The 21,741-nt window shown below is 70.5% G+C and carries 11 protein-coding genes and 1 pseudogene; 5 read left to right on the top strand and 7 right to left on the bottom strand.

Annotated elements, in window-relative coordinates; all coding sequences use genetic code 11:
- Positions 1 to 192: 192 nt before the first annotated feature.
- Complete coding sequence (locus ACGFU6_RS08460) at positions 193 to 2,970, bottom strand: CDP-glycerol glycerophosphotransferase family protein (RefSeq protein ID WP_393609020.1); 2,778 nt, start codon at positions 2,968 to 2,970, stop codon at positions 193 to 195.
- Positions 2,971 to 3,384: 414 nt separating this feature from the next.
- Here ACGFU6_RS08460 and ACGFU6_RS08465 point away from each other — a divergent pair, with 414 nt between their 5' ends.
- The gene (locus ACGFU6_RS08465) at positions 3,385 to 3,855 is read left to right on the top strand and encodes a MarR family winged helix-turn-helix transcriptional regulator (protein WP_393609022.1); all 471 of its coding nucleotides are present in this window, start codon (positions 3,385 to 3,387) and stop codon (positions 3,853 to 3,855) included.
- The gene (locus ACGFU6_RS08470; protein ID WP_393609024.1) at positions 3,852 to 6,623 is read left to right on the top strand and encodes an FUSC family protein; all 2,772 of its coding nucleotides are present in this window, start codon (positions 3,852 to 3,854) and stop codon (positions 6,621 to 6,623) included. The genes ACGFU6_RS08465 and ACGFU6_RS08470 overlap by 4 nt, the downstream gene beginning before the upstream one ends.
- Positions 6,624 to 6,680: 57 nt before the next feature.
- Here ACGFU6_RS08470 and ACGFU6_RS08475 read toward each other — a convergent pair whose 3' ends face one another.
- The 6 genes and pseudogenes from ACGFU6_RS08475 to ACGFU6_RS08500 all read right to left on the bottom strand — a co-directional run bounded on the left by ACGFU6_RS08475 (position 6,681) and on the right by ACGFU6_RS08500 (position 17,675).
- Positions 6,681 to 8,108 (bottom strand): amidase, encoded by a 1,428-nt coding sequence (locus ACGFU6_RS08475; protein ID WP_393609025.1) that lies wholly within the window; start codon positions 8,106 to 8,108, stop codon positions 6,681 to 6,683.
- Entirely contained in the window at positions 8,105 to 9,814 is a 1,710-nt protein-coding gene (locus tag ACGFU6_RS08480) for an MFS transporter (RefSeq protein WP_393609027.1), read from the bottom strand. The genes ACGFU6_RS08475 and ACGFU6_RS08480 overlap by 4 nt, the downstream gene beginning before the upstream one ends.
- 253 nt (positions 9,815 to 10,067) lie before the next feature.
- Entirely contained in the window at positions 10,068 to 13,235 is a 3,168-nt protein-coding gene (locus ACGFU6_RS08485; protein ID WP_393609028.1) for a discoidin domain-containing protein, read from the bottom strand.
- A gap of 93 nt (positions 13,236 to 13,328) precedes the next feature.
- Positions 13,329 to 14,231 (bottom strand): FAD-dependent monooxygenase, encoded by a 903-nt coding sequence (locus ACGFU6_RS08490; protein ID WP_393609030.1) that lies wholly within the window; start codon positions 14,229 to 14,231, stop codon positions 13,329 to 13,331.
- 48 nt (positions 14,232 to 14,279) lie between these two features.
- Positions 14,280 to 15,425: a histidine kinase gene (locus tag ACGFU6_RS08495; protein ID WP_393609031.1), complete on the bottom strand. Its 1,146-nt coding sequence runs from the start codon at positions 15,423 to 15,425 to the stop codon at positions 14,280 to 14,282.
- A 7-nt stretch (positions 15,426 to 15,432) separates the two neighbouring features.
- Positions 15,433 to 17,675: pseudogene (locus ACGFU6_RS08500) on the bottom strand (MMPL family transporter).
- Positions 17,676 to 18,306: 631 nt separating this feature from the next.
- Between ACGFU6_RS08500 and ACGFU6_RS08505 the strand changes: the two are divergent.
- The 3 genes from ACGFU6_RS08505 to ACGFU6_RS08515 are packed head-to-tail and all read left to right on the top strand — an operon-like array spanning position 18,307 to position 21,599.
- On the top strand, positions 18,307 to 19,809 hold the full coding sequence (locus ACGFU6_RS08505; RefSeq protein ID WP_393609032.1) for a CDP-glycerol glycerophosphotransferase family protein: 1,503 nt from the start codon (positions 18,307 to 18,309) through the stop codon (positions 19,807 to 19,809).
- 3 nt (positions 19,810 to 19,812) lie between these two features.
- Entirely contained in the window at positions 19,813 to 20,529 is a 717-nt protein-coding gene (locus ACGFU6_RS08510) for a 2-C-methyl-D-erythritol 4-phosphate cytidylyltransferase (RefSeq protein ID WP_393609034.1), read from the top strand.
- Complete coding sequence (locus tag ACGFU6_RS08515) at positions 20,526 to 21,599, top strand: NAD-dependent epimerase/dehydratase family protein (RefSeq protein ID WP_393609035.1); 1,074 nt, start codon at positions 20,526 to 20,528, stop codon at positions 21,597 to 21,599. Before ACGFU6_RS08510 ends, ACGFU6_RS08515 begins: the two co-directional genes overlap by 4 nt.
- Positions 21,600 to 21,741: the final 142 nt, after the last annotated feature.

Consider the following 21,741-nt stretch of genomic DNA (forward strand, 5'->3'; position numbering starts at 1 on the left):
GTTCTCCGGTGGCCGCTGACCGGTCGGCAGGGCTTCACCCGCCGGTAGTTGCCGGTGAAGCCGTACGCCGCATCCAACCGCTCGTGGACGGTGAGGCGGGGGGACGGAGCGCGCGGCCGCCTCGGAGCGTCCTTCACGCATACCGCGCGCTCAGCAGCTCGGCCGGCACGGACGGGCCGGCCCGTACCGCGCTCAGCCGTCGGTCAAGGCTTCGGAGTGCGGTCCGCCGAGGAGCATGCGGTCCACGACCCGCGCTGTCGCGAGACCGTCCCCGGGCTCGCAGAAGTCCCTCTTGAACTGGGCGTACTTCTCCCGGAACTCCGCTTCGACGGCATCGACGTCGCGCAGGGCCTTGACCAGTTCTCCGGAGGTCTCCACCAGCGGGCCGGGCGCCCGGGTGGTGAAGTCGAAGTACAGGCCGCGCAGCGTGTCCCGGTAGTGCTCCAGGTCGTAGGTGAAGAACAGCATCGGCTTACCCGAGTGCGCGAAGTCGAAGAGCGCCGAGGAGTAGTCGGTGATCAGCACATCGGCGACGAGGTACAGATCGGCGATGTCCGGGTAGCGGGTGACATCCCACACGAAGCCCCGGCCGACACCCGGCACGCTCCCGTGGACCTTCGGGTGCTTGCGGAAGAGCAGCACATGATCGTGACCGAGTTCGGCCTGCGCCGCGGCCAGGTCGATCCGCAGATCGAGTTTGTACAGCTTGCTCGCGTGCCGCTGGTCCTCCCGCCAGGTCGGGGCGTAGAGCACCACCTTCTTGCCCTCGGGCAGGCCGAGCCGCTCCCTGACCCGCGCGGCCCGCGCGTCGCGGTCGGTGGCGTAGAAGACGTCGTTGCGCGGATATCCGCTCTCGAGCATGTCGCTCTCGATGGAGTACGCCCTGCGCATGATTTCCGTGGTGTACGCGTTCGGCGACACCACGAAGTCGAACTGCCGGTAGCTGTGCGGCAGGCCGGCGATATAGGAGGGGCTCGACTGGGGAGAGCCGAGCAGGTCCTTGCCGATCTTCTTCAGCGGAGTGCCGTGCCAGGTCTGCACGACCCGTTGTCCGGGGCGGGTGACGAACCAGTCGCCCACCGCGGTGTTGACGACGACGTAGCGGCTGCGCGCCAGTGCCTCGTACCACTCGCGGCTGCCCGCGGCCACCACACGTGCTTCCGGCGGCATCTCGGGCAGTCCGCCGTCCTGGGTCCAGATGTGTTCGACCTCCGCCCCCCGGCGCACCAGCTCCTCGTAGACCGACCGGGGCGAGTCCGAGAACTGCTTGCCGCCGAGGCTCAGGTAGACCACCGCGTCGCGCAGGGGGAGTTCGCGCTGCTCGTGGAAGTAGGCCTCGCGCAGTATGCGCTGCCGGTAGGCGCCGTGCTCATCGGGGCCCAGCAGCCGTTCCGGCTCGATGAAGATGCGGTCGAAGTAGCGGCGGTCCACGGTGTAAGCACGCTGCGGGCCGCTGAAGCGCATGGGCAGTTCCCCGACCTGCTCGGGCCGCAGGGTCACCGGGACGTCCCCGGACTTGTCCCAGGCGTCCACGTCGCGGAAGAACAGGTACCAGCGACCGGGGCACAGGGGAAGCTCGGGGCCGTTCACCTGAGGGGCTTGCTCGGGCGCGATCCGGAACGTGAACCGCCCGTCGGCGAGCTGGACCGGCAGTTCCTTCTCCTCGAAGCGGACGCCGTGCCGCAGGATGACCTTCTTCCGGGACGCCTCCTGGCTGGGATACGTACCCTCGATCACCAGCTCTCCCGACCCCGTCTCGGTCATGGCGTCGACCACGGGCCGGACGGCTCGGGTTGCCAGCATCAGCCTGCCGGGCCCGTCCCGGTGGACGGCCAGCTCGCGGCCGGGGGCAAGCCAGTGCCTGCTGGTCGTGAAGCCCTCGGCGAGGGGGGCCTCCTGGCCCCGGCCGTCGGCTCCCCTCAAGGTCACCTTGAACTGGCGGGTCTTGATTCCCGGCTGGTCGCTCGCGGCCAGCCGGTCAAGTCTGAAGACCGATTGGTAGCGCCGGAACGCGTCAGTGGAACCGGACAGGGCAGTGAGCGGGCTGTCGAGTCCGGTGTCGCCCTCGACGATGCTCACGGCGGTGGGGACCTCGGCGCCACTGCGCGCCCTGGCTACCAGGAGCAGTTCGCCGTCCGCGACGGTGCAGGACTCGATCTCGACAGGGGGCTGCTGCACCGTGATGCTCACGGCATTCTTGGTGAAGCCGACCACGAGGCGTGAGCCGTCCGCCAGATGACGGACCTGGTTGTGCCCGGCCGTGCCCGCGTCGCGCTGGCGCACCCGCGCGCCGTAGACCCCGCCCGGTCCCGGTATCCCGACGTACAGGAACCACTGGCCGGCACCGCGCCCGGCGAGTTCGCGCAGCCGACGAGCGGAGACGACGACTTCGAAACCCGTGTCGTCGTAGCAGTGGAGCGCCTGTCCGGAGGCGACGGTTGCCTGCTCGTTCCTGGTGCGGCGCAGGCGCAGCTTTATGCGGTCGCCGGTCTCGCCGTGCTCCAGCACCGCGAACCGGCCCATGATGCGGCCCGATCGACGTGGCAGGTTCGCGACAAACGCGTATCCTCCCCACACCAGATCGTCGCCCCGCCAGTCGACCGAGGTGAGCTGCGCCGTCACCGGCAGGTCCCGGCTCTTGAGCGCGGCTATCCGGTCCGGCAGCGCAAGGTCCCGCAGCCCCGGCAGCGCCAGCCGGGGGCGCCGGGTGCCTGTCACGAGGAAGGCGCCCGGGTCTCTGCGCTGGCTCCGGACCACCTTGACGAGATCCTCGGCACGTCCCTCGGAGGCGAGATGCCACATGACGCGCTCGCCCGGAGGGAGGCCGGTGAGTGCTCCCTCGCCGTGGGCGTCGAGGAGTTCCCGCGCCGCGGCACGCAACTCCTCGCGCTCGGCCTGTGAGCTCTCGGGAAAGAATCGCAAGATCCTCCGCACTCCTGCCGATGCGAGATCGGCGAGAGACTGCGCCATGAGTAACACCCTTCTTCAACCCTGACCATTCAACGGAATTGGTCGTTTGGGTGGACCGGTAGCAGAAAGGTGCCGCTGACCTGCAAGGATGCGAGTGTCTAGGTCGTATCCGTTGCGTGAGTCGGGGCACCTTTCCGGTGAGCGAGCGTACAGGGTGGCTCGGCGGTCACGTGTACGGGCCGACGATAAGGGGTTGTTCGGGTACGCCGGGGCGATACTGCCGCATCGGTGCGCGAACCGGGTGGAGTTGACCGGGGCCCTGACCGATGCGCTGCCCGTCGCCGTGCGGGTGGCCACCACTGGGGGATGACGAGGAGCCGGGCGTCCCGGTCCGATACGGACGGTTCGGTCCAGGCCGGTCATTTTGCCCGCGCATGGTTCCGGGCTCACTCTTGACATATATATAATTGGTGTATGCATCAATCGTCGTCCCCGCCAGGCCTCACCGACGAGCAGCGCATCGAGAGCGCTGCCAGGGGCCTCCTCAGAGGCATCGGACGACTCGCGCAGACACTCTTCCGCACCGGCGACTTCGGGCTCACCCGCAGCCAGGCGGCCGTACTCGACGCCCTGGAGGACGCCCCACGGCGGGTGACCGCACTCGCGGCGTACACGGGCATGGCCCAGCCGCGCGTGACCGTGGTCCTGCAGAGACTCGAAGAGCGCGGCCTCGCATCGCGCGAACGCCGCGCAGCCGACCGGCGCGTCGTGGAGGCGTCCCTCACACCGGCCGGCCGGGAACTGCTCTGCGAGGGGCGCCGCCGGATGGCAGCAGCGCTCCTGCGCGGCCTCGACGCCGGCGTCGAGGATTCCGAGCGCGCCGTGAGCGACGCCCGCGACGCCCTCACCACCCTGTTGAACGCGATCGAACCGGAGACCAGTTGATCAGCCCAGGCACCGCCCCGTCGGACACGACGGCGGAGCACGCACCGTCCGCACCTCCCACCGGTACCCCCGCACCAGCGGCAGGCGTTCCGCGCGCCGTCGCACCGCGCCGGGTGGGCGGACCCCGACGGCGCTGGGACTGGGTGCTCGCGGCAGATCCCGGCCTCGGCCAGCTGCAGGCGGGATGGCGCACGCTCGTCGCCATGGTGACCGCCCTCGCCGTCGGCTACGGGATGGCGCGGGCCCTCGACATCCCCGCCATGATCGGCATGATGGTCGGCGGCATGATGGGCCTGATGAGCGCCTTCGCCGTGGCCGAGAACACCTGGCAGCGACTCACCCGCGCCATCCTTTGGATGCCGTTCCCCTACGCCGCCGTCCTGTGGCTCGCCGCCGAGCTGCACGACGACCGCGGCCTGGAGATCAGCCTGATGGTCGGCGCCCTCGCGCTGACCTTCTTCCTCGCCCGGTTCGGACAGCTCTACCTGCTCACGGGCATGATGCTCTTCAACGGCCTGATGGTCGGCATGATGGCGAACATCCCGGCGGGCATGGCGGGCAAGGCGTTCGCCGTCGCCCTGGTGTCCGCCGTCGCGGTGCTCGTGACGCGGCTGCTGCTGTGCTACCCGATGCCCCGCGAGGACCTGCTGCGCACCCAGCGGGCCTTCGTCGTGGAAGCCCGCCGGGTGGCGGACGCGGCCATCGACGCCCTGGACCCCGACGCCGACCAGGAGCGGGCCGTGCGCCGCATGTCACGCTCCCTGCGCCGTCTCAACATCACCACCGTCACCATCGACGGCCGGCTCGCCCAGCCGGAGGTCGCAGCCGACCCCGACATGGCCGAGCTGCTGCACCGCCACCTCTTCGACGCGGAGCTGGCCCTGCGGGGGATCGGCCGGGCCGTGCAGGACCTGGCCGGACTCGACGTGCCGGCCCGCCTGCGCGAGGCGATGGCGGTCGGTCTCCTCGTCGCCCGGGACACCCCCCTCGGCAGCGCCCAGGGGCTGCGCCCCGCAGCCGGGATCATCCGCCGGCAGGCCGCTCAGGTGCTCCGTGACGCCGAGGCGGCGGGCCGGCGGGCGGACAGCGTCGAACCGGCCTACCGCGTGGCCCAGCTGCTGGACTCCCTGGCCGGCTCGCTCTCCAGGTGGCTCGCGCTGGGCTGGAGCTCCCCGCAGTCCCCGGCGAAGGTGCCCTTCCTGCCGACCGTGGCCCTGGAGCGCAACCGCCCCGCCGGATCGGGCGCCGCCGCACAGCGGGTGCTCGCGGCGGGCACGGAGACCAGCTGGCGCCGGGCCATTCCCTTCGCACGCGTACCGCTGCACGCAGGGGTCGCCGCCGCCATCGTGTGCCCGATCACCGACGCCATCGACCCGCACCGCTTCTACTGGGGGCTGGTCGGCGTGATGATCACCCTCTTCGGTACGAACACGACGCACGAGCGGCTGCGCAAGTTCGGCCACCGCATGGCGGGCACCGTGATCGGCGCGGTGATCGGTATCGCGCTGCTCCACCTGGTGGGCCACGGTCACGTCTACGTGATGCTCACGGTCATCGTGGCGGGTCTGTCCCTCGGCGCCTGGGGGATGCAGCGCGCGTACGCCTTCTGGGTCGCCGGACTCGTCGTCGCGCTGGTGCAGCTGTACGGGCTGACGACGCCCTACGGCGGCATGGACCACCTCCTCGGTGAGCGGCTGCTGGACAACGGCCTCGGCGTACTCGTCGCGACCGCGTGTGCGGCGGTGATCTTTCCGCTCTCCGGCCGCAGGATCACCCGTGAGGCGGAGCGTGGCTATGTGTCCGCCGTCGACGGCCTCGTCTCGCAGCTCGCCCTGCGCTGGGAGGACCCCGATGCGCCTGTCCGCCTGCGCGGCGCCGCACGCGCGGTGGACTCCGCGCTGTTCCAGGTCGTGAGCCTGGCCCGGCCGCTGGTCAGGATGCCGCTCGGGGTACGGGGCAGGGCGGCGGAACACCGCACCGCCCTGCTCTCCACGGCCACCGGTCACGCCCGCGCCCTCGCGGCGGCGGCCGACATCGACATCGACCTGGCGCCCCGGCAGGCCGAACGGTTCGCGCGCATCACCGCGACGCTGAACCGTTCGCTGCAGGCACTGGACCGCTCGCTCGCCGCCGGCGAACCCGAGGAGTCGTGGGAGCGGGTGAGCCCGCTGGTACGGGACCTGAAGGCGGAGCTGGACACGGCGCCCCCGGGCCCCCGGGCAGCGCGCATCCGCACGGCGCTGCGGGAGCTGTCCGCGCTCGACGAATCGCTCGCCGGGTACGCGGAGAGGTGCGGGCTCACCGTGCGCGGCACCCCGCCGGAGCACCGGGCGAGTTCACCGATGGAACGCCGCACGCAGGCACTGGTGGCGGAGTGGGCCACCCGCAGGTCGCCACGGGACACCGCGGTTCACGGGGACCCCGCCGTTCACGGGGATACCGCGCGCACCGGCCCGGCCGCCGCCGAACCCCGTACGGAACCGGCCCCGGTGGACCATGCCGCGCCGCACGGCGGGGTCACCGTCGCCGGCTCGGTACGGTGTGCCCGGCACCCGGCCGGCTGCGCCGGATGGGTCACCGTGATCAACGCGAAGGGGAAGCGGGTCGCGGCAGGACGGGTGCAGTCGGGCCGGTACCGCGTGGGCGGGCTGCGGCCAGGCCCTCACACGCTCGTCGTGTCGGCGGCCGCCCACGCCCCGCACGCGGAATTCCTGGCCGTGCCGCGCACGGAGCGGACCGGCGCGGTCGGGCACGACATGCGCCTGTAGCGGGGGCGGCCGCGGTCCGGAGCACGGCACGACGGCGGGGGACCGGAGGCGCCGTCCTCACGACAGCAGGCGCGCGTACCGGTCCCGCCAGGGGCACGCCTCCTCCAGCTGGGCGCTGACCGCGATCAACGTGGCTTCGTCGGCGGGCCGGCCCACGAGCTGGACCCCGACCGGAACCCGGCCACCGTCGGCCCAGTACAGCGGAAGGCTGACGGCCGGCTGGCCCGTCATATTGCAGGGGCTGGTGAACGCGCTGAACGCGCTCTGCCGGTGCAGGTTCACCAGCGGGTCGCCGGACTCGTCGAAGTGCTCGACGCTCTGCGGGAGCGTCGCGAGGGTCGGGGTCAGCACGACGTCGTACCGCTGCGTCGCGCGGATCGCACGCCGCGCCGCGGCGTGCATCCCGGTGACGGCGGCGGCGAACCGCTCGCCCGACACCGCGCGCCCGTACTCCCGCCAGGCCCGGGTCACCGGCCGCAGCAGCGCCTCCCGTCCGGAGTCCAGCGGACGCCCGAGCGACTGCACACCCCACGCGGTCACGAAGTGCTCGGAGATCTCCGGGCCGAAGGGCGTGTGCATGTCCTCCACGGTGTGTCCGAGGCTCTCCAGCAGGCGAGAGGCGTGCTCCCAGGCAGCCAGGCACGCCGGGTCGACCGCGACGCCCTCGGCGGCCGGAGCGGCGTACCGGCCGACGCGCAGCCGCCCCGGTGACCGCTCGGCGTGGCCGAGGAACGTCTCGCCGTCCGGCAACGGCGACGCCCAGTACGGATCGCCGGGCTCGGGCCCGGCCAGCACATCGAGCAGGGCCGCGGCATCGCGTACCGACCGCGCCAGCGGACCCTGCACCGCAAGGCCGGTGACCTCGGCGCCGGACGGCCCCGAACTCACCCGCCCCCGCGAGGGCTTGATGCCGACCAGGCCGCAGACGCTCGCCGGGATCCGGATGGAACCGCCGCCGTCACTGGCGTGCGCGACGGGCACCAGACCGAGCGCCACGGCCACCGCGGCTCCGCCGCTGGAGCCCCCGGCGGAGAGCGCCGGGTTCCAGGGGTTTCGGGCGGGGCCGGCGAGATCGTTGTCCGTGTAGCAACAGCATCCGAACTCGGGCGTGTTGGTCTTTCCGAGGCTGACCGTGCCGGCTTCGCGCAGCCGGGTCACAGTGTGGGCGTCGACGGCGGGGACGTGCCCGGCGAAGGCCTTGGACCCGTATGTGGTCGGTATCCCGGCCGTGTCGACGAGGTCCTTGACCGCGGTCGGCACACCGAACAGTGCCGACCGGTCAGCGGCCTCCCGCCCCCGCAGAGCAGCCGCCGCGGAGAGCGCCGCCGCGGGCGTGCGCGTCAGGAAGGCGCCGAAGCGCTCGTCGAACTGTTCCGTGCGGGCGAGGTGGTGGCGCACGAGATCCAGTGGGTCCACCTCGCCCCCGCGTACAGCGGCGGCCTGTTCGAGCGCGGTGAGTTCGTGCAGTCGCGTCGGGGTGGTCATGCGACGTGTCCTTTCCCGGCGGCTGCTTCCATCTCGGCGACCTGTCGCGCCACGGCCTCCTCGTGCACGCGGAGGTCACGGCGGGCGTCACTGGGCCGCCATCGGCCGGTCATGAGGAAGACGAAGGGAAGGAACAGCACTTGCCCGCCCAGGCACACCCACCACCAGATCTGCCACTTGCCCGGGTTGTCGGCACTGGCCTGCCGCACCTCGGCGCCGTGCTCGCGCAGGATCTTCAGCTGCGGCGCCGCCTCCCGCACCGTACGCAGCTGCTCGGCGCCGACCTCCTTCTGCGCACGGGCGAGCAGCGCGGGCGGCACCTTGTCCGGTGCGTAGGCGTCGAGCTCCGAGAAGAGCCGGGGATGCGCCCCGGTCACGGCGAGCGCCGGAGCGGCCTGGACCGAGGCCCGTTCCACCGCCGGCCCGTGCTCGATCAGCGGGGTCACCGTGTTCACCACGAGGGGTACGAAGGCGGCGGACAGGGCGACTGTGATGCGCACCGTCCAGCCCCAGATGGCGAGCCCCGTCGCGGTGGCGGCCGGGTTGTGCCGTTCCACGGTCTCGGTGAAGCCGGCCATCCACGGCGAGTAGGCGATGCCGCTGGTCACACCGATGCCGGCCACGATCACGGCGAACGTGTAGTACCCGGTGTGCGGCTCGGTGGCGCGCAGGGTGAACCACAGGGTGAACCCGATGGACCCGAGTCCGCCCAGCAGCATGAACGGTTTGCGCACGCGCAGCCGGTCCGAGACCAGACCCGCCACGACGAGCGTGACCGCGTTCGCTCCCCAGTACCAGTTCAACAGCGCGTTCGCGCGCTGCGCCGAGTAGCCGAAGGCCGTCGCGAAGTAGAGCACGAAGTTGCCGACGGCCGCGTAGTACAGCAGCAGATAGAAGCTGATCGCGACGGCCGACCCGATGACGTCGAGGCGCAGCATCTGACGCCACTGACCGCGCAGCGCGGAGTCGGTGTCGATGCCCTTGGCGCGGGCCTCGACCAGCGCGCGGTCCTGCAGGCTCACCATGATCTGGTCGCGCAGCGCCGGGGTGAGCTCGCGCAGGCCGACCAGGGCGGCGACGAACAGGACCAGGCCGCTGATGCCGGCGAAACGGATCTCGTCCTGCCACGTGGTGGTGCCGCCGTAGGTGCGCGAGGTGACGGCGGTGACGACGAGGCTGCCGATGACCGGGCCCATGGTCCAGTAGCCCATGGCCGAGGCGCGGCCCAGCTGAGGTGAGAAGTCACGGATGAGAGCGGGCGTGGCCACCAGGATCATGCCCTCGACGAACGCCACGGCGGAGTAGATGAGCAGGTAGCTCACCTTCCCCGGCGCGTTGGGCAGCGCGAACGTAGTGATCAGGCCGACCACCAGAAGGCCGTAGACCACGATGTTGGCCCGGCCCCAGCGGTCCGCGAGACCGGCCACCAGGGAGGAGAACGCCCCTACCGCGTTGGCGGCCACCGAGATGTACACGAAGTACATGAACGTCATGTGGTACTGGCTGATGATGGCGGTCGACACCGCGTACTGGATGTACAGCTGGTAGTAGAGAACGATCGTGACGAGTACGACGATCCCCAAGTACCAGTACCGCGCGCCGCGTTCGGGGTAGCGGTCGAGCCGTCGCGTGCCCAGGCCCCGCAGTACCGATACTGCCGTCCTGGTCGTGCGCGGCGCTGTCGCCGCCGGTGGCGAAATCGACACCTTGCCTCCAAGCGCTGGTCAACGGCGCGCCACAGTGCGGACCCGCCGGTCGCGAGGCTAGTACCGACCAGTCGGTACGGAGAAGGGGTCGAGCACGACTTTCGCATCGAGGCCCATGGCGAAGGGGTCTGGCACGACTTCCGCGTGGCCGCCGTGGAACGTCACCGTCCCTGTCGCCGTCTGCGGCCCGCCCGGCGTGGGCACGGTTGTGCGGACATCCGCTGTCCGCACAACCGTGCCCAGTGCGCGAGATCTACTCGGGGAGGACCGACAGCGCCCTGAGCTGTGCGTGCCCGTGGCTCCAGCCCGACACATCGAGCGCCACATAGCGAGCCGTGGCGCGGGTGGAGAGACTTCCGGTGGCGGCACGGACCCGCAGGCCCCCGCCGGACCGGTAGGTGATGCCGTCGGTGCTGAACTCGACCGCCGAACGGGGGATCCTGCCGGCGGTCCACTCCGCGAGGACGCGCGTGATGGGGAGGGACGCCCCGAGGTCCACCACCATCCGGGCGCGGTCCGGCCCCGGCGTCCACGAGGTCCGCGAGCTGCCGTCGACGGCGGCCGCGGGGTCCGACATGCCGGTGGGGAACGGGCCGTTGGGGAAGGTGTCGCAGCCGAGCGCGGCATCGGCGAGCGGATGGGCGACGGTGCCCGGCACCGACAGCCTGACGGTCCTGCCCCGGCGCAGCCGCACCTTCGCACGCCGGCCGTTGCTCGCGGTGACGACCAGCTCGCACGAGGGCCCGGTCAGCCGCAGCGTCGAGCCGTCGATCACCTCCGCCCGGATGCCCGCCGGGACCGCCCTTCCCGCCGCCGGCCGCAGGGTGAAGCGGGCCGCGACGACTGCCGCCGTCGCGCCGTCCAGCTCGGTGGCGAACTCCGAACCGGTGGCGGTCACGGTCTGGGTACCGGCGTAGAGCTGCACGCCGGTGCCCTGCCGGGGAACGGCGACCACGGTGGTCACGGGGTCCGCCGAGAGGTTGAACAGACTCAGGTGGCCTCCGGCGGTGCTGGCACGGACGGCGGAATTCGCGGCGCGCGGTGCGTCCAGGGACGCCGCCGCCCGCACCTCGGCGGGATCGCCGGACGGATGACCCTCCACGGTCAGGGCCTCGGCCGGACCGTCCGACAGCACGACCACGTCGCCGTAGACGGCCAGCGGATTGCCGGCACCCCTGACCACCAGCCCGGCCCTCCCGTCCACGGAGAGCCAGCCGCCGCGGCTGGTGAGGTCGGCCTCGGGGAACCGGATCAGATCGGTCCAGTTCTCGCCGTCGTCGGAGCCCTGCACCCGGTAGGCGGAGGCGGCTGCGGACTCCCAGGCCAGGGTGACGTGGTCGAACGCGGTGGTGGAGCCGAGGTCCACGCTCAACCAGCTGTCCTGGCGGCCCCGTTCGCCGACCGCTACGGCCCAGCGGCTCGCCTCGTCGCCGTCCACCGTACGTTCTGCCCCGCTGCCCTGCGCCGCCGACGAAGCGGTGGCGACACGGCCGAGGGCGAGGTCGCTACCGTCGGCGCCGTCCCGGACGGCGAAGGTGTAGAGGGAGTATCCGTACTGCGGATGGCCGAGGATCCCCTGCATCCGGACGTGACGGAAGGAGGTCCGGGGGAGTGCCAGCGTGTCGACGCGCGGCCCCGGGCCGGCCGCGGTGTTGCCACTGTCCGCGGAGTCGACCCGCGCGGATCCCTCGGCCGCGGTGTACGTGCGCCTGCCCTCCAGGCCCGCCAGCCCCGGCATGGTCAGGTTGTGGAGCCGCAGCTGCCCCTCACCGGCGGCCGTGCCACTGGTGGCGTAGACGACGGCGCCGGAGGGCAGAGTGGTGAACCCCGCGAAACCGGAGTCGAGCCTGAACAGCGTGGCCGTCGCGTCGAGGCCGTCGCGTATCTTCCGGTACGTCGTCACCGAACGCCCCTGGACCTTCGCGCCGGTGGAGGGCAGGAACATCGGGGTGTTCCCGCTGAGCGCGAACAGCCAGTCGTCATGCGCCGGTTGCCACGCGAACTTCACGAACCCCGGCTTGCTGACCGAAGCCGCCCAGGCGGCCGAGGTCTGCTGGACGACCAGGCCGGGACCCTCGGCGAAGTCCTTCACTCCTTCGGCCTGCGCGAAGAACTCCCGGCCGGACAGGGGCGCGACGACGCCCCCGTGTGCCGCGCGCCACCTGTGCAGCAGATAGCTGATGGCGATCTCGGCCCGTGCCTCCGGTTCGTACTTCGCCTCGCCCGAGAACTTGGCGAGCCGGTTGGCCGGGGCATAGGCCTGGTAGGGCAGCAGCCGCTCCGCCATGGCCGCCTCCGCCCAGGCGGCGGCACGGTCACCGGTCACCTGTGCCAGGAAGGCCAGCGGAATCACATCGCGCCCGTAGAGGTGTTCGCGGTCCGCCACCATCGGCATCAGCGGTTCGCCCGAGTCGCTCATGACCATCTGGAGCGTGCGCCACAGCGGTGCCGCGTTCGGCTGCGCGGTCAGCACCTCAGGCATGGGCTGTCCCGCGGTGATGAAGTGCGCGGCATTGCGGCCGGACGTACGCCACAACTCCGCCTGGTAGTGCGGGCCGAAGGAGTTGTGGTTCTCGACGATGAACGAGTCGTACAGGTTCGTAGCGGTATTGGCGCTCACGGCGACACCGTCGACCAGAGCCGGATTGGCCAGGTCCGCGGCGGGCAGCCCCGCCTCGTTCCTGGTCCACCGGCCGAAGGCCGCCGCCCAGTCGGCATGGCGGGGGTCGGCGGTGGCCCAGGCGAGGCCAGGAGCCAGCGACTGGGCGTAGACGCCCATCTCCTCCAGCTTCGTGTCACCGACATGTCCGCCCTTGAGGCCGTTGGGCGTCCAGTCGCCGGAGGCGGGGTCGTCATCGGTGCCGAGCGAAGCGGTGTACTGGGCCTGTCCCGCGACGATCGTGTCGACGTTCTTACGTGTTCCGGGGTCCAGCTGTTCCCAGAGCAACCTGGCCGCGAGCACGAAGTACAGCTGGAACGTCGTGTCGAAGAACAGGGTTCGCCCCCATTCCGTTCCGCCTGTCAGGCGGTTGGACGCGGCGAAGTGCTTGAGGGTGGCCAGTGTGCGGGCAAGGAGGACGTCCTTGGCGATACCGGCGCGCTCGGAGTCGTATGTCCCATGGGTCAGCAGTACGGCGTTGCCGAGTACCACCGCGAAGCCGAAGTCCTTGGCCGTGTAGTGGCCGAGAGCGGAGTCCCACTGCGTCTCCGCCCAGCGGGTGTGTGTCAGCAGCACCTGGTAGTAGGTGTCCGCGACGCTGCCGGGGTGCGTGTCGACGGGGTGGTGGCCGGTGGCGGGAGCTGGTGTTCCGGAGGCTGCCGCCTCACCCGCGAAGGGCAGTGGGCTTGCGGCCAGGAGGCTTGTGACACCGGCAAGCTGGAGAAACCTGCGCCTGTCGTAGCGGGTCGGATTGCTTGGCATGGGTGGTCTCCGAGTGTGACAACGTTGTCAAAGATTTTGAGCCATCCTGTCTCCCGACTCGATGGCAGTCAAGGGTTCTCGCTCGCCGTCAGTTCACGGCAGCCGACGCATCCGGGTCGTGAACGGGGCGAGATCGGGCAGGACGAGAGCCGAGTGGGCAGGTCGGGCCGGCGCGGCAGGCATGGTGACGAGGCCGCGCAGCATGGTGTCGCGCTGCTCCAGGGCCCGCGCCGTGACGGGGAACAGTAGGGCCGCGCCGTTGTCGGCCATGGCCTGATTCATGGCCACGAACCCGCGAAGGCCACGCTCGTAGGCGGCGAGGGCTGCCGAGTGGTCGCGGCAGGCGGCCAGGGCGCCGGAGAGCATGTAGGCCCCGACGAGTGCGAGGCTCGTGCCCTGTCCGGTGAGGAACGAGGGCGCGTACGCGGCGTCGCCGACCAGTGCGACGCGGCCGCTCGACCAGTGCGGCATACGGATCTGACCGGCCGTGTCGAAGAACAGGTCGTCGGCGTCGCGCATGGCATCGACCATGCCCGGTACTTCCCATCCCGCGCCTGCGAACACCTTGGCGACCAGGTCCCGTTGGGCGTCGGGATTCCGGAGCGCATCGAGCGGCGGTTCCGGCCGGTGGAAATTCAGGAAGGCGTGCAGTTCGTCGTTGTCCCCGACGGCGTACAGGGCTGCCGCTCTCCCGGGGGAATTCCACATCATGAGCTCGTGGGAAAACCCGAAGGTATTCGGCATGGTGAATATGGCGAAGCAGTACCCCAGGTACCGGTGGAACTGTTCCTCGGGGCCGAACAGGGACTCTCGGGTGTTCGAGTGCATGCCGTCGGCACCGACCACCAGGTCGAACGTGCGCTGACGCCCACTGCGAAAAGTGACGTCGACCGCCCGTCCCGCCTGGTCGAGGGTGTCGATGGAGTCGCCGAAAACGAATTCCACGTCGTCACGGACTTTCGCGTGGAGGAGCCCGGCCAGATCCCCGCGGCGCACTTCCAGATCCTGCCCCTCCGCACCTCCGGCAATGGAATGCGGCTTGACCTAGGCCACTTCGCCGCCGTCGGCGTCGAGGAAAGTACAACGGCGTGAGCCGATGTGCGCCTCCCGCAATTGCGGGAGTATTCCCATCCGCCGGACCGCCTCCACGGCGGTCCCGCGGATGCCGATCGGATATCCACCGCCGCGCGGCGCCTCTGCCTTCTCCACCACGGTGACCTCGAATCCTGACCGGTGCAGCCAGTACGCGAGCGCGGGTCCGGAGACGATGCGGAACGCGGTGAGGTCGACGCCGGGCGGCAGCGGCCCGGCCGGGCCCTCCTGGTGCACCGACACCTCCAGACCCGCGCGGCGGAAGGACTCCAGGAGGGTGGGCAGCCGGGGCAGTCCGGGTGCGGGTTCGGCGGGCGCGGCCGTGTCCCCGGACTGGCGCAGCAGACCGACCGTGGCCCGTAGCTCGTCGAGGGCCTGGCCGGTGGTCCCGACGAGTTCCCCCAGGCTCTTGCGGGTCTGTTCCGGGCGGATGTCGAAGAGGTGGGCGGCGACCGTGGCCTGCGCGTTGGCCAGGGTGATCTGGTGGGCCACCAGGTCGTGCAGCTCCCGGGCGATGCGCACCCGCTCCTCGGCCACGCGCCGGCGCGCCTCGCTGTCCCGGCTCTTCTCGGCCCGCAGCGCCCGCTCCTCCACGGCGGCCAGATAGGCCCGCCGGTTCCGCACCGAGTGACCGAGCACGCCGGCCACCGACACGGACACCGCCACCGACGCCATCCTGCTCGCGTCCTGCCACGAGAGCCCCCCGGACAAGGGGGTGGAGGCGACCAGCAGCACCAGCGAGGCGAGTGACACCGCGCCCACCGCGCGCCGTTCGGTGCGCGCGGTGAGCGAGCAGGAGTACGCGGTGATCACCGCGGGGGCCACGATCGGCGGACTGAGCAGCAGACCCAGGAGCGGGACCAGTACGCCGCTCGCGGTGGTGGCCGCCAGCGCCGCGAGCGGCGCCCGGTGTCGTACCGCCAGCGCCGCACAGGACACCACGGCGATCAGGTAGGCGGCGGCAGGCGGCGCCGAGAACGTGTCGTCGACCCGCACCACCCCACCGAGCAGACAGAGCGTGAACGCGGTCGCCGCGATCGCTGCCTCCCGCCACCCCGCGCCGCGCGGTCGCGGGCCACCGCCACCCGTACTCGTCATGGCCGCCTCAGCCCCGGCCGACGGGCAGCCGCCGCCCCGCCGACGCGTCCGGCGCGGCCCCGGGCGCCGGTGCGGGCCCGCTCAGTGCTTCACCCTCCATGTCCACATTCGGCAGCACGCGGTTCAGGATACGGGGCAGCCACCAGGCCCGATGGCCGAGCAGGGCCAGCACGGCGGGCACGATCGCCATCCGCACCACGAAGGCGTCGAACAGGACGGCGGCGGCCAGGCCGACACCCATCGTCTGGATGGTCGGGCTGCTCATCCCGATGAATCCGGCGAACACGCTGATCATGATGACCGCCGCGGCGGCCACCACGCGTCCGCTGTGCCGGAAGCCGTTGACGATCGCCTCGCCGGGGGACGCGCCGTGGACGTGGACCTCGCGCATCCGGCTGAGGAGGAAGACCTCGTAGTCCATGGCGAGGCCGAACACGATCCCGATGACCGGGATCGGCATCAGGGACATGACCGGTCCGGTCTGCTCGATGCCGGTCAGGTCCGCGCCCCAGCCCCACTGGAAGACGGCGACGAGCACGCCGAGCGCGGCGCCCACCGACAGCAGGAATCCGAGCGCGGCCTTGACCGGGACCAGGACGGAGCGGAAGACCACGAGGAGCAGGAGCACCGCCAGGCCGATCACCACGGCGAGGTAGGGGACGAGGGCGTCGGACATGGCTTCGGAGATGTCGATGTTCAGAGCGGTGGTGCCCGTCACCAGAACGCGGGCGCCCGTATCGGCCCCGACGCCGGAGACCGCGCCCCGGATCGCGTGCACCAGGTCCTTGGTCTCGTCGCTGTTGGGCGCGGTCCGCGGTACGGCGGTGAGCACGGCCGTGTCCGCGTTCTCGCTGAGGACCGGATCACCGACCGACGCGACTCCGTCCAACGCCCGTACGGTCCTGATCACCCGGTCCGTAATGGCCCGGCTGTCCTGGGACCCGGAGGTGTCCACGACCACGGTCAGCGGGCCGTTGAAGCCGGGGCCGAAGCCGTCCGACAGCAGGTCGTAGGCGCGGCGCTCGGTGGTTCGCACCGACTTGGACTCGTCCCCGGGCAGCCCGAGTTCGAGGCCCGGCGCCGGCAGGGCGACGGCGCCGAGCCCGAGTCCGGCGACCACCAGCACGGGCACCGGCCGGCGCACCACGAACCGCGCCCAGCGGGTGCCGAGCCCCGGTCTCCCGGCCGCGCCGGCCACCGTGCGGCGGCCGCCTCCGTGCCGCAGCGCCCTGCGGACGGCGCGCGGCAGCACACTCCGGCCGAAGAAGCAGAACAGCGCGGGCACCAGCGTCAGCGCGACGAGCACGGCAAGGGCCACGGCACCCGCGCCGCCCAGCCCCATCCTGGTCAGCTCGGGGATTCCGACGACCCCCAGTCCGGCCAGGGCGATGAAGACGGTCGCGCCGGCGAAGACGACGGCGGATCCGGCCGTGCCCACCGCCCGGCCCGCGGACTCCTCCGGCCCGGCGCCCGGGCCCGTTCGTCACGGAAACGGGAGGTGATGAAGAGCGCGTAGTCGATGCCGACCGCCAGCCCCAGCATCAGCGCCAGGACCGCGACGGTGGAGGTCAGGCCCAGCGGCACGGCGAGCGCCGAGACCAGGCCGAAGGCGATGGCCACGCCCACGAAGGCGGTCAGCAGCGACAGCCCGGCCGCGGCGAGTGATCCGAGGGCGAGGACCAGTACCACCGCGGCCACCGCCACGCCGATGATCTCTGTCGTGCCGCCCGGCTCCTCCTCCGAGTCCAGGGCCGAGCCGCCGGTCTCCACGGTCAGCCCCGCCTCGCGTGCCCGGCCGGCGGCGTCCCGCAGGGCGCCCTTCGCGGACGCGGTCAGGTCGGCGGCGTCCACGGCATAGGTGACCGTGGCGTAAGCGATGGTGCCGTCCTCGCTGACGGCGCCGCTCTCGAAGGGGTCGGTGGCCGACGCGATCTGGCCGCCGCCGTCCAGGGAGCCGAGCGCGGCCTCGACGACAGCCCTGTTCTCCGTGGCCGTCACCCGCTGTCCGTCCGGGGCCCGGAAGACCAGACGGGCCTCGGCACCCTGGGAATTGTTCTGGGGAAAGCGCTCGTCCAGCAGGTCGAACGCCTTCTGTGACTCGGTCCCGGGCATGGAGAGGTCCTCCTCCTGCCCGGCCGGCGCCACGGCGGCCGCGACCCCGGCCAGCACCAGGGCACTCAGCCAGAGGCCGGCCACGAGCCGGCGCCGCCGGAAGGCCCACCGTCCGATCCGGTAAAGGGTTTTCGCCACCTGTTGATCACTCCAGACACCGAGAGGCAAGGGGGATGCGCGTGATTTGCGCGCTTCCCACACTTCCCTCCGGCGCCCCGCCGGTCATCGTCCCGCGACACCGTCCTGTTCTGGTGCAACCGGACCGGCCGCTCGTGCGTCCTAGTACGTGCGCACCACAGGCCGACCGGGTTCAGCGGGGCTCCGCACGGAGTGACGGACAGGCTTGCCGGCGCTCGGGCTCCGTCCGGGCCATGCCCTGCGGGAGGGCCCCGACGGGCACACTCGACCGCAGCACCGCATGACAGGCCCCCGTCTCGACTTGGGGCTCGTGTGACTCGGTAAGCTATGCTCCGGCAATCGTCTCACCTGGCGCTGGCAGGCTCTGTGGCCGTCGCACATGCCTCGTAGAAGGCGTAACGGTTCACAAATTGGAAGGACGACGATGGCGCGTTGCTCAATAGCGACGATTTCCTGGGAGCGTGTGCACCTCAGTCTCGTTGTGGAGGTCTCGGACTTTACTGGGGATGCTAGTGCTCTCAGCTTCCTGATTGTTGACAACGGGCGCGAATTCCCGGTTAACTCTCGGCAAATCGACGCCGAACAGCACCGCTTGGATATCAACGTCACCAACTTTCAGGATCGGCGTCAAGTGCCCAACGGCACATGGCGGATTGTTCCGGTGCTCGGTGACGAGCATCTGCCGGGGGCCACTTTCGACCTCAAGGCGACGGATCGGCTCGACGTCAGTTCCCGCGTCTTCCTCTACGACCGCAACCGCTCGGTGTACGTCATTTCGTTCGGGCTTTCGGACGACGACGAGAGCCCCGAGTTCCTCATGCGGACATACCAGTTGTTCCGCGGCGGGGGCGGGGGCGGCGGCAAGAGCAAGACGAAGCAGCCCATACGTAAGCGAATGGCACTGAAGGTGCTTCCGCGAGCCCGGCGACGCAAGCTCGCCAACCGCTTCTACTGGGCCGCTCGCCGGCTGAACCCGCCGCGTGGGAACAAGATTCTCTTCGCCTCGGAAATGCGCACCGGCCTCGGTGGCAACCTGGCGCGGGTCCACGACCGGATGATCGAGCGGGACCTCGACAAGAAGTACAAGTTCAACCACTCGTTCCGAATACCGTCGACGGCGAACAAGTGGAGCACGCTCCGCCTCATCTATCTGCTCGCCACGTCGGACACCGTGCTGATGGACGACTACTTCGGGCTTCTCGGCAACCTGACCATTTCGCCGGAAACCAAGATAATTCAGCTCTGGCACGCCGGAAGCGGTTTCAAGGCGGTCGGCTACAGCCGGTTCGGAAAGTACGGCTCGCCGAAGCTGTCCAACGCCCACCGCAAGTACACCTACGTCATCACCGGGTCCAAGCACCTGGTGCCGGTGTACGCCGAGGCGTTCGGTGTCGAGGAGACGGCGGTCGTGCCGACCGGCCTTCCGCGTATCGACACCTTCCTCAACGAGGAGCACTCCCAGAAGGTCACGGACGACTTCTTCGCTTCCTACCCGCAGTTCCGGGGCAAGAAGATCGTGCTGTTCGCGCCGACCTTCCGAGGGAAGAGCATCAGCGACGCGCACTACGACTACGACCGCATCGACTTCGAGAAGCTCCACGAGGTCTGCGGCGAGAAGTACGTCGTGCTCTTCCGGATGCACCACTTCATCTCTGAGCCCCCGCCGATCCCCGCCGAGTACTCGGACCGGCTGGTCGACTTCGCGTCGTTCCCCGACACGAACGACCTGCTGCACGTGACCGACGTGCTCGTCACCGACTACTCGTCGGTCATCTACGAGTACACGCTGCTCGACAAGCCGATCCTGTTCTACGCGTACGACAAGGACACGTACTCGGTGATCCGCGGGTTCCACCGCGACTACGACAGCGTCGCACCCGGCAAGATCTGCGTGACCTTCGACGACCTGCTCAAGGCCCTGCAGGACGAGGACTTCGACCTCTCCAAGGTCGAGGAGTTCCGGCGGGAGAACTTCGACTACGTCGACACCAACTCGGCGGACCGCGTGATCGACTGGCTGGTCGTCGGAGATCACGGAGGCCGTGAAACAGGCGGTCAGCACCAGTGGCTGGACACCGTCCCGGACAACACCGCGGTGGGCGACCAGCCGCTCAGCGACCAGTCGGAGGAATGACCTGTGAACGTTGCCCTGCTTTTCGCCGGCGGCATTGGTTCGAGGATGAACAGCCGTGCTCTCCCCAAGCAGTTCCTGGAGATCCACGGCAAGCCGATCATCATCCACACCCTTGAGCACTTCGAGGCGCACCCCGAGATAGACGCCATAGCCATCGCGATACTCCCCGAGTACCGCGAACTGATGGAGAAGCTCCTCAAGCGGTACGAGATCCAGAAGGTCAAGTGGATCATCGACGGCGGCAAGACCGGTCAGGAGTCGCGGCACAACGCGCTCAGGACGGTCGCCGAGGAGTGCCCCGACGACACCGTCGTGCTCGTGCACGACGGCGTACGGCCGCTGATCGACGCCAAGTTGATCACTGCCAACATCGAGACGGTCCGCGAGCACGGCTCGGCCATCACCTGCACCAAGTTCAACGAGACCGTGGTGTCGAGTGAGTACGAGCACATCGACGACGTGATCCCGCGCGACCACATCTACGCCGCGCAGGCCCCGCAGAGCTTCCGGCTCGGCGAGATCCTCTCCCTGTACGACCGGGCGGTCGAGGAGGGCGAGCACGACACCATCGACTCCTGCTCCCTCATGCACCGCTACGGGCGCAAGATCTACCGGGTGGTCGGCCCCCGCTCGAACATCAAGATCACGACGTCCGAGGACTTCTACCTGTGCCGGACGTTCTTCGAGATCCTCGAAAACCAGCAGATCGTGGGTACGTGATTCCATTGACCACCGTTTCCAGTCCGGTCGTGGCGCACGACCTCGACGAGATCCTCGACCGTGACCTGCCGTGGGGCGAGCTCTCCGGCCGCACCGTGCTGGTCACCGGTGCGAGCGGCATGCTGCCGTCGTACGTCGTCTACACGCTGCTCGCACTGAACGACCGGCACGGCGCGGGCATCACCGTGCACGGCCTGGTGCGCAACGAGGAGAAGGCCCGGCTGCTGCTGGCGGACGTCCTGGACCGCCCGGACTTCAACCTGGTCGTCCAGGACGTCTCGGCTCCGCTCGAACTGCCGGGCCCCGTCGACTACGTGATCCACGGGGCGAGCGCGGCACGGCCCGCCCTGCACGGCAGCCAGCCCGTCATGACGATCAAGGCGAACCTGCTGGGCACCTTCAACCTGCTCGACCTCTGTGTGGAGAAGGCCAGCCGGGGATTCGTGCTGATGTCCTCGGCGGAGGTCTACGGGTCCCAGCCCCCGGAGACCGAACTGATCGACGAGCAGAGCTACGGCGGCTTCGACATCGTCAACCCCCGGGCCTGCTACGCCGAGGGCAAGCGCGCCGCCGAGACGATCTGCGCGACCTACCAGGCGCAGTACGGCATCGACAGCCGCGCCGTCAGGTTCGGTCACGTCTACGGGCCGGGGATGGCCCTCGACGACGGACGCGTGCAGGCCGACTTCGCGGCGAACGTCGTGGCCGGCAAGGACATCGTGCTGAACAGCGACGGTTCCGGCGTACGGACCTACACCTACGTGGCCGACGCCATCGCGGGACTGTTCTACGCCCTGCTCCGTGGCGATCAGGTGGCCTACAACGTGGCGGACCCGGCCGGTCTGGTCTCGATCCGGCGGCTGGCCGAGCTGTTCACCGAGGTGCGCCCGGAGCGCGGGCAGCAGCTCCGCTTCACCAACGAGTCCGACGCACGCGCCTACAGCCTGACCAAGAAGCAGGGGCTGGACAGCGCGCGGCTCGCCGCACTCGGCTGGAGCGCGGTCGTCGATCTGCCGACCGGGCTCAACCGCATGGTGACGCATCTCGAGACGAGCGCCCCGGCGCTCTAGCGACTCCGTACACCGCGAGTACGCGAAACGGCCTCGGGCCCCGGCCCCGGCGGGGTGCCCCCGGCCCCCCCCCCCCGGGCGCCCCCCACCCGGGGGGGTGGGGGGGAGGGCGTGGGGCGGGGGGGGGGCACGGCGGGGGCCG

This window comes from Streptomyces sp. NPDC048462 (assembly GCF_043200175.1).
In the GTDB taxonomy this organism is placed as follows: domain Bacteria; phylum Actinomycetota; class Actinomycetes; order Streptomycetales; family Streptomycetaceae; genus Streptomyces.

What these genes read in the sequence shown, in the direction of transcription:
- ACGFU6_RS08460 (WP_393609020.1), bottom strand. Translation starts at nt 2,970, where the DNA reads ATGGCGCAGTCTCTCGCCGATCTCGCATCGGCAGGAGTGCGGAGGATC.
- ACGFU6_RS08465 (WP_393609022.1), top strand. Translation starts at nt 3,385, where the DNA reads ATGCATCAATCGTCGTCCCCGCCAGGCCTCACCGACGAGCAGCGCATC.
- ACGFU6_RS08475 (WP_393609025.1), bottom strand. Translation starts at nt 8,108, where the DNA reads ATGACCACCCCGACGCGACTGCACGAACTCACCGCGCTCGAACAGGCC.
- ACGFU6_RS08485 (WP_393609028.1), bottom strand. Translation starts at nt 13,235, where the DNA reads ATGCCAAGCAATCCGACCCGCTACGACAGGCGCAGGTTTCTCCAGCTT.
- ACGFU6_RS08495 (WP_393609031.1), bottom strand. Translation starts at nt 15,425, where the DNA reads ATGACGAGTACGGGTGGCGGTGGCCCGCGACCGCGCGGCGCGGGGTGG.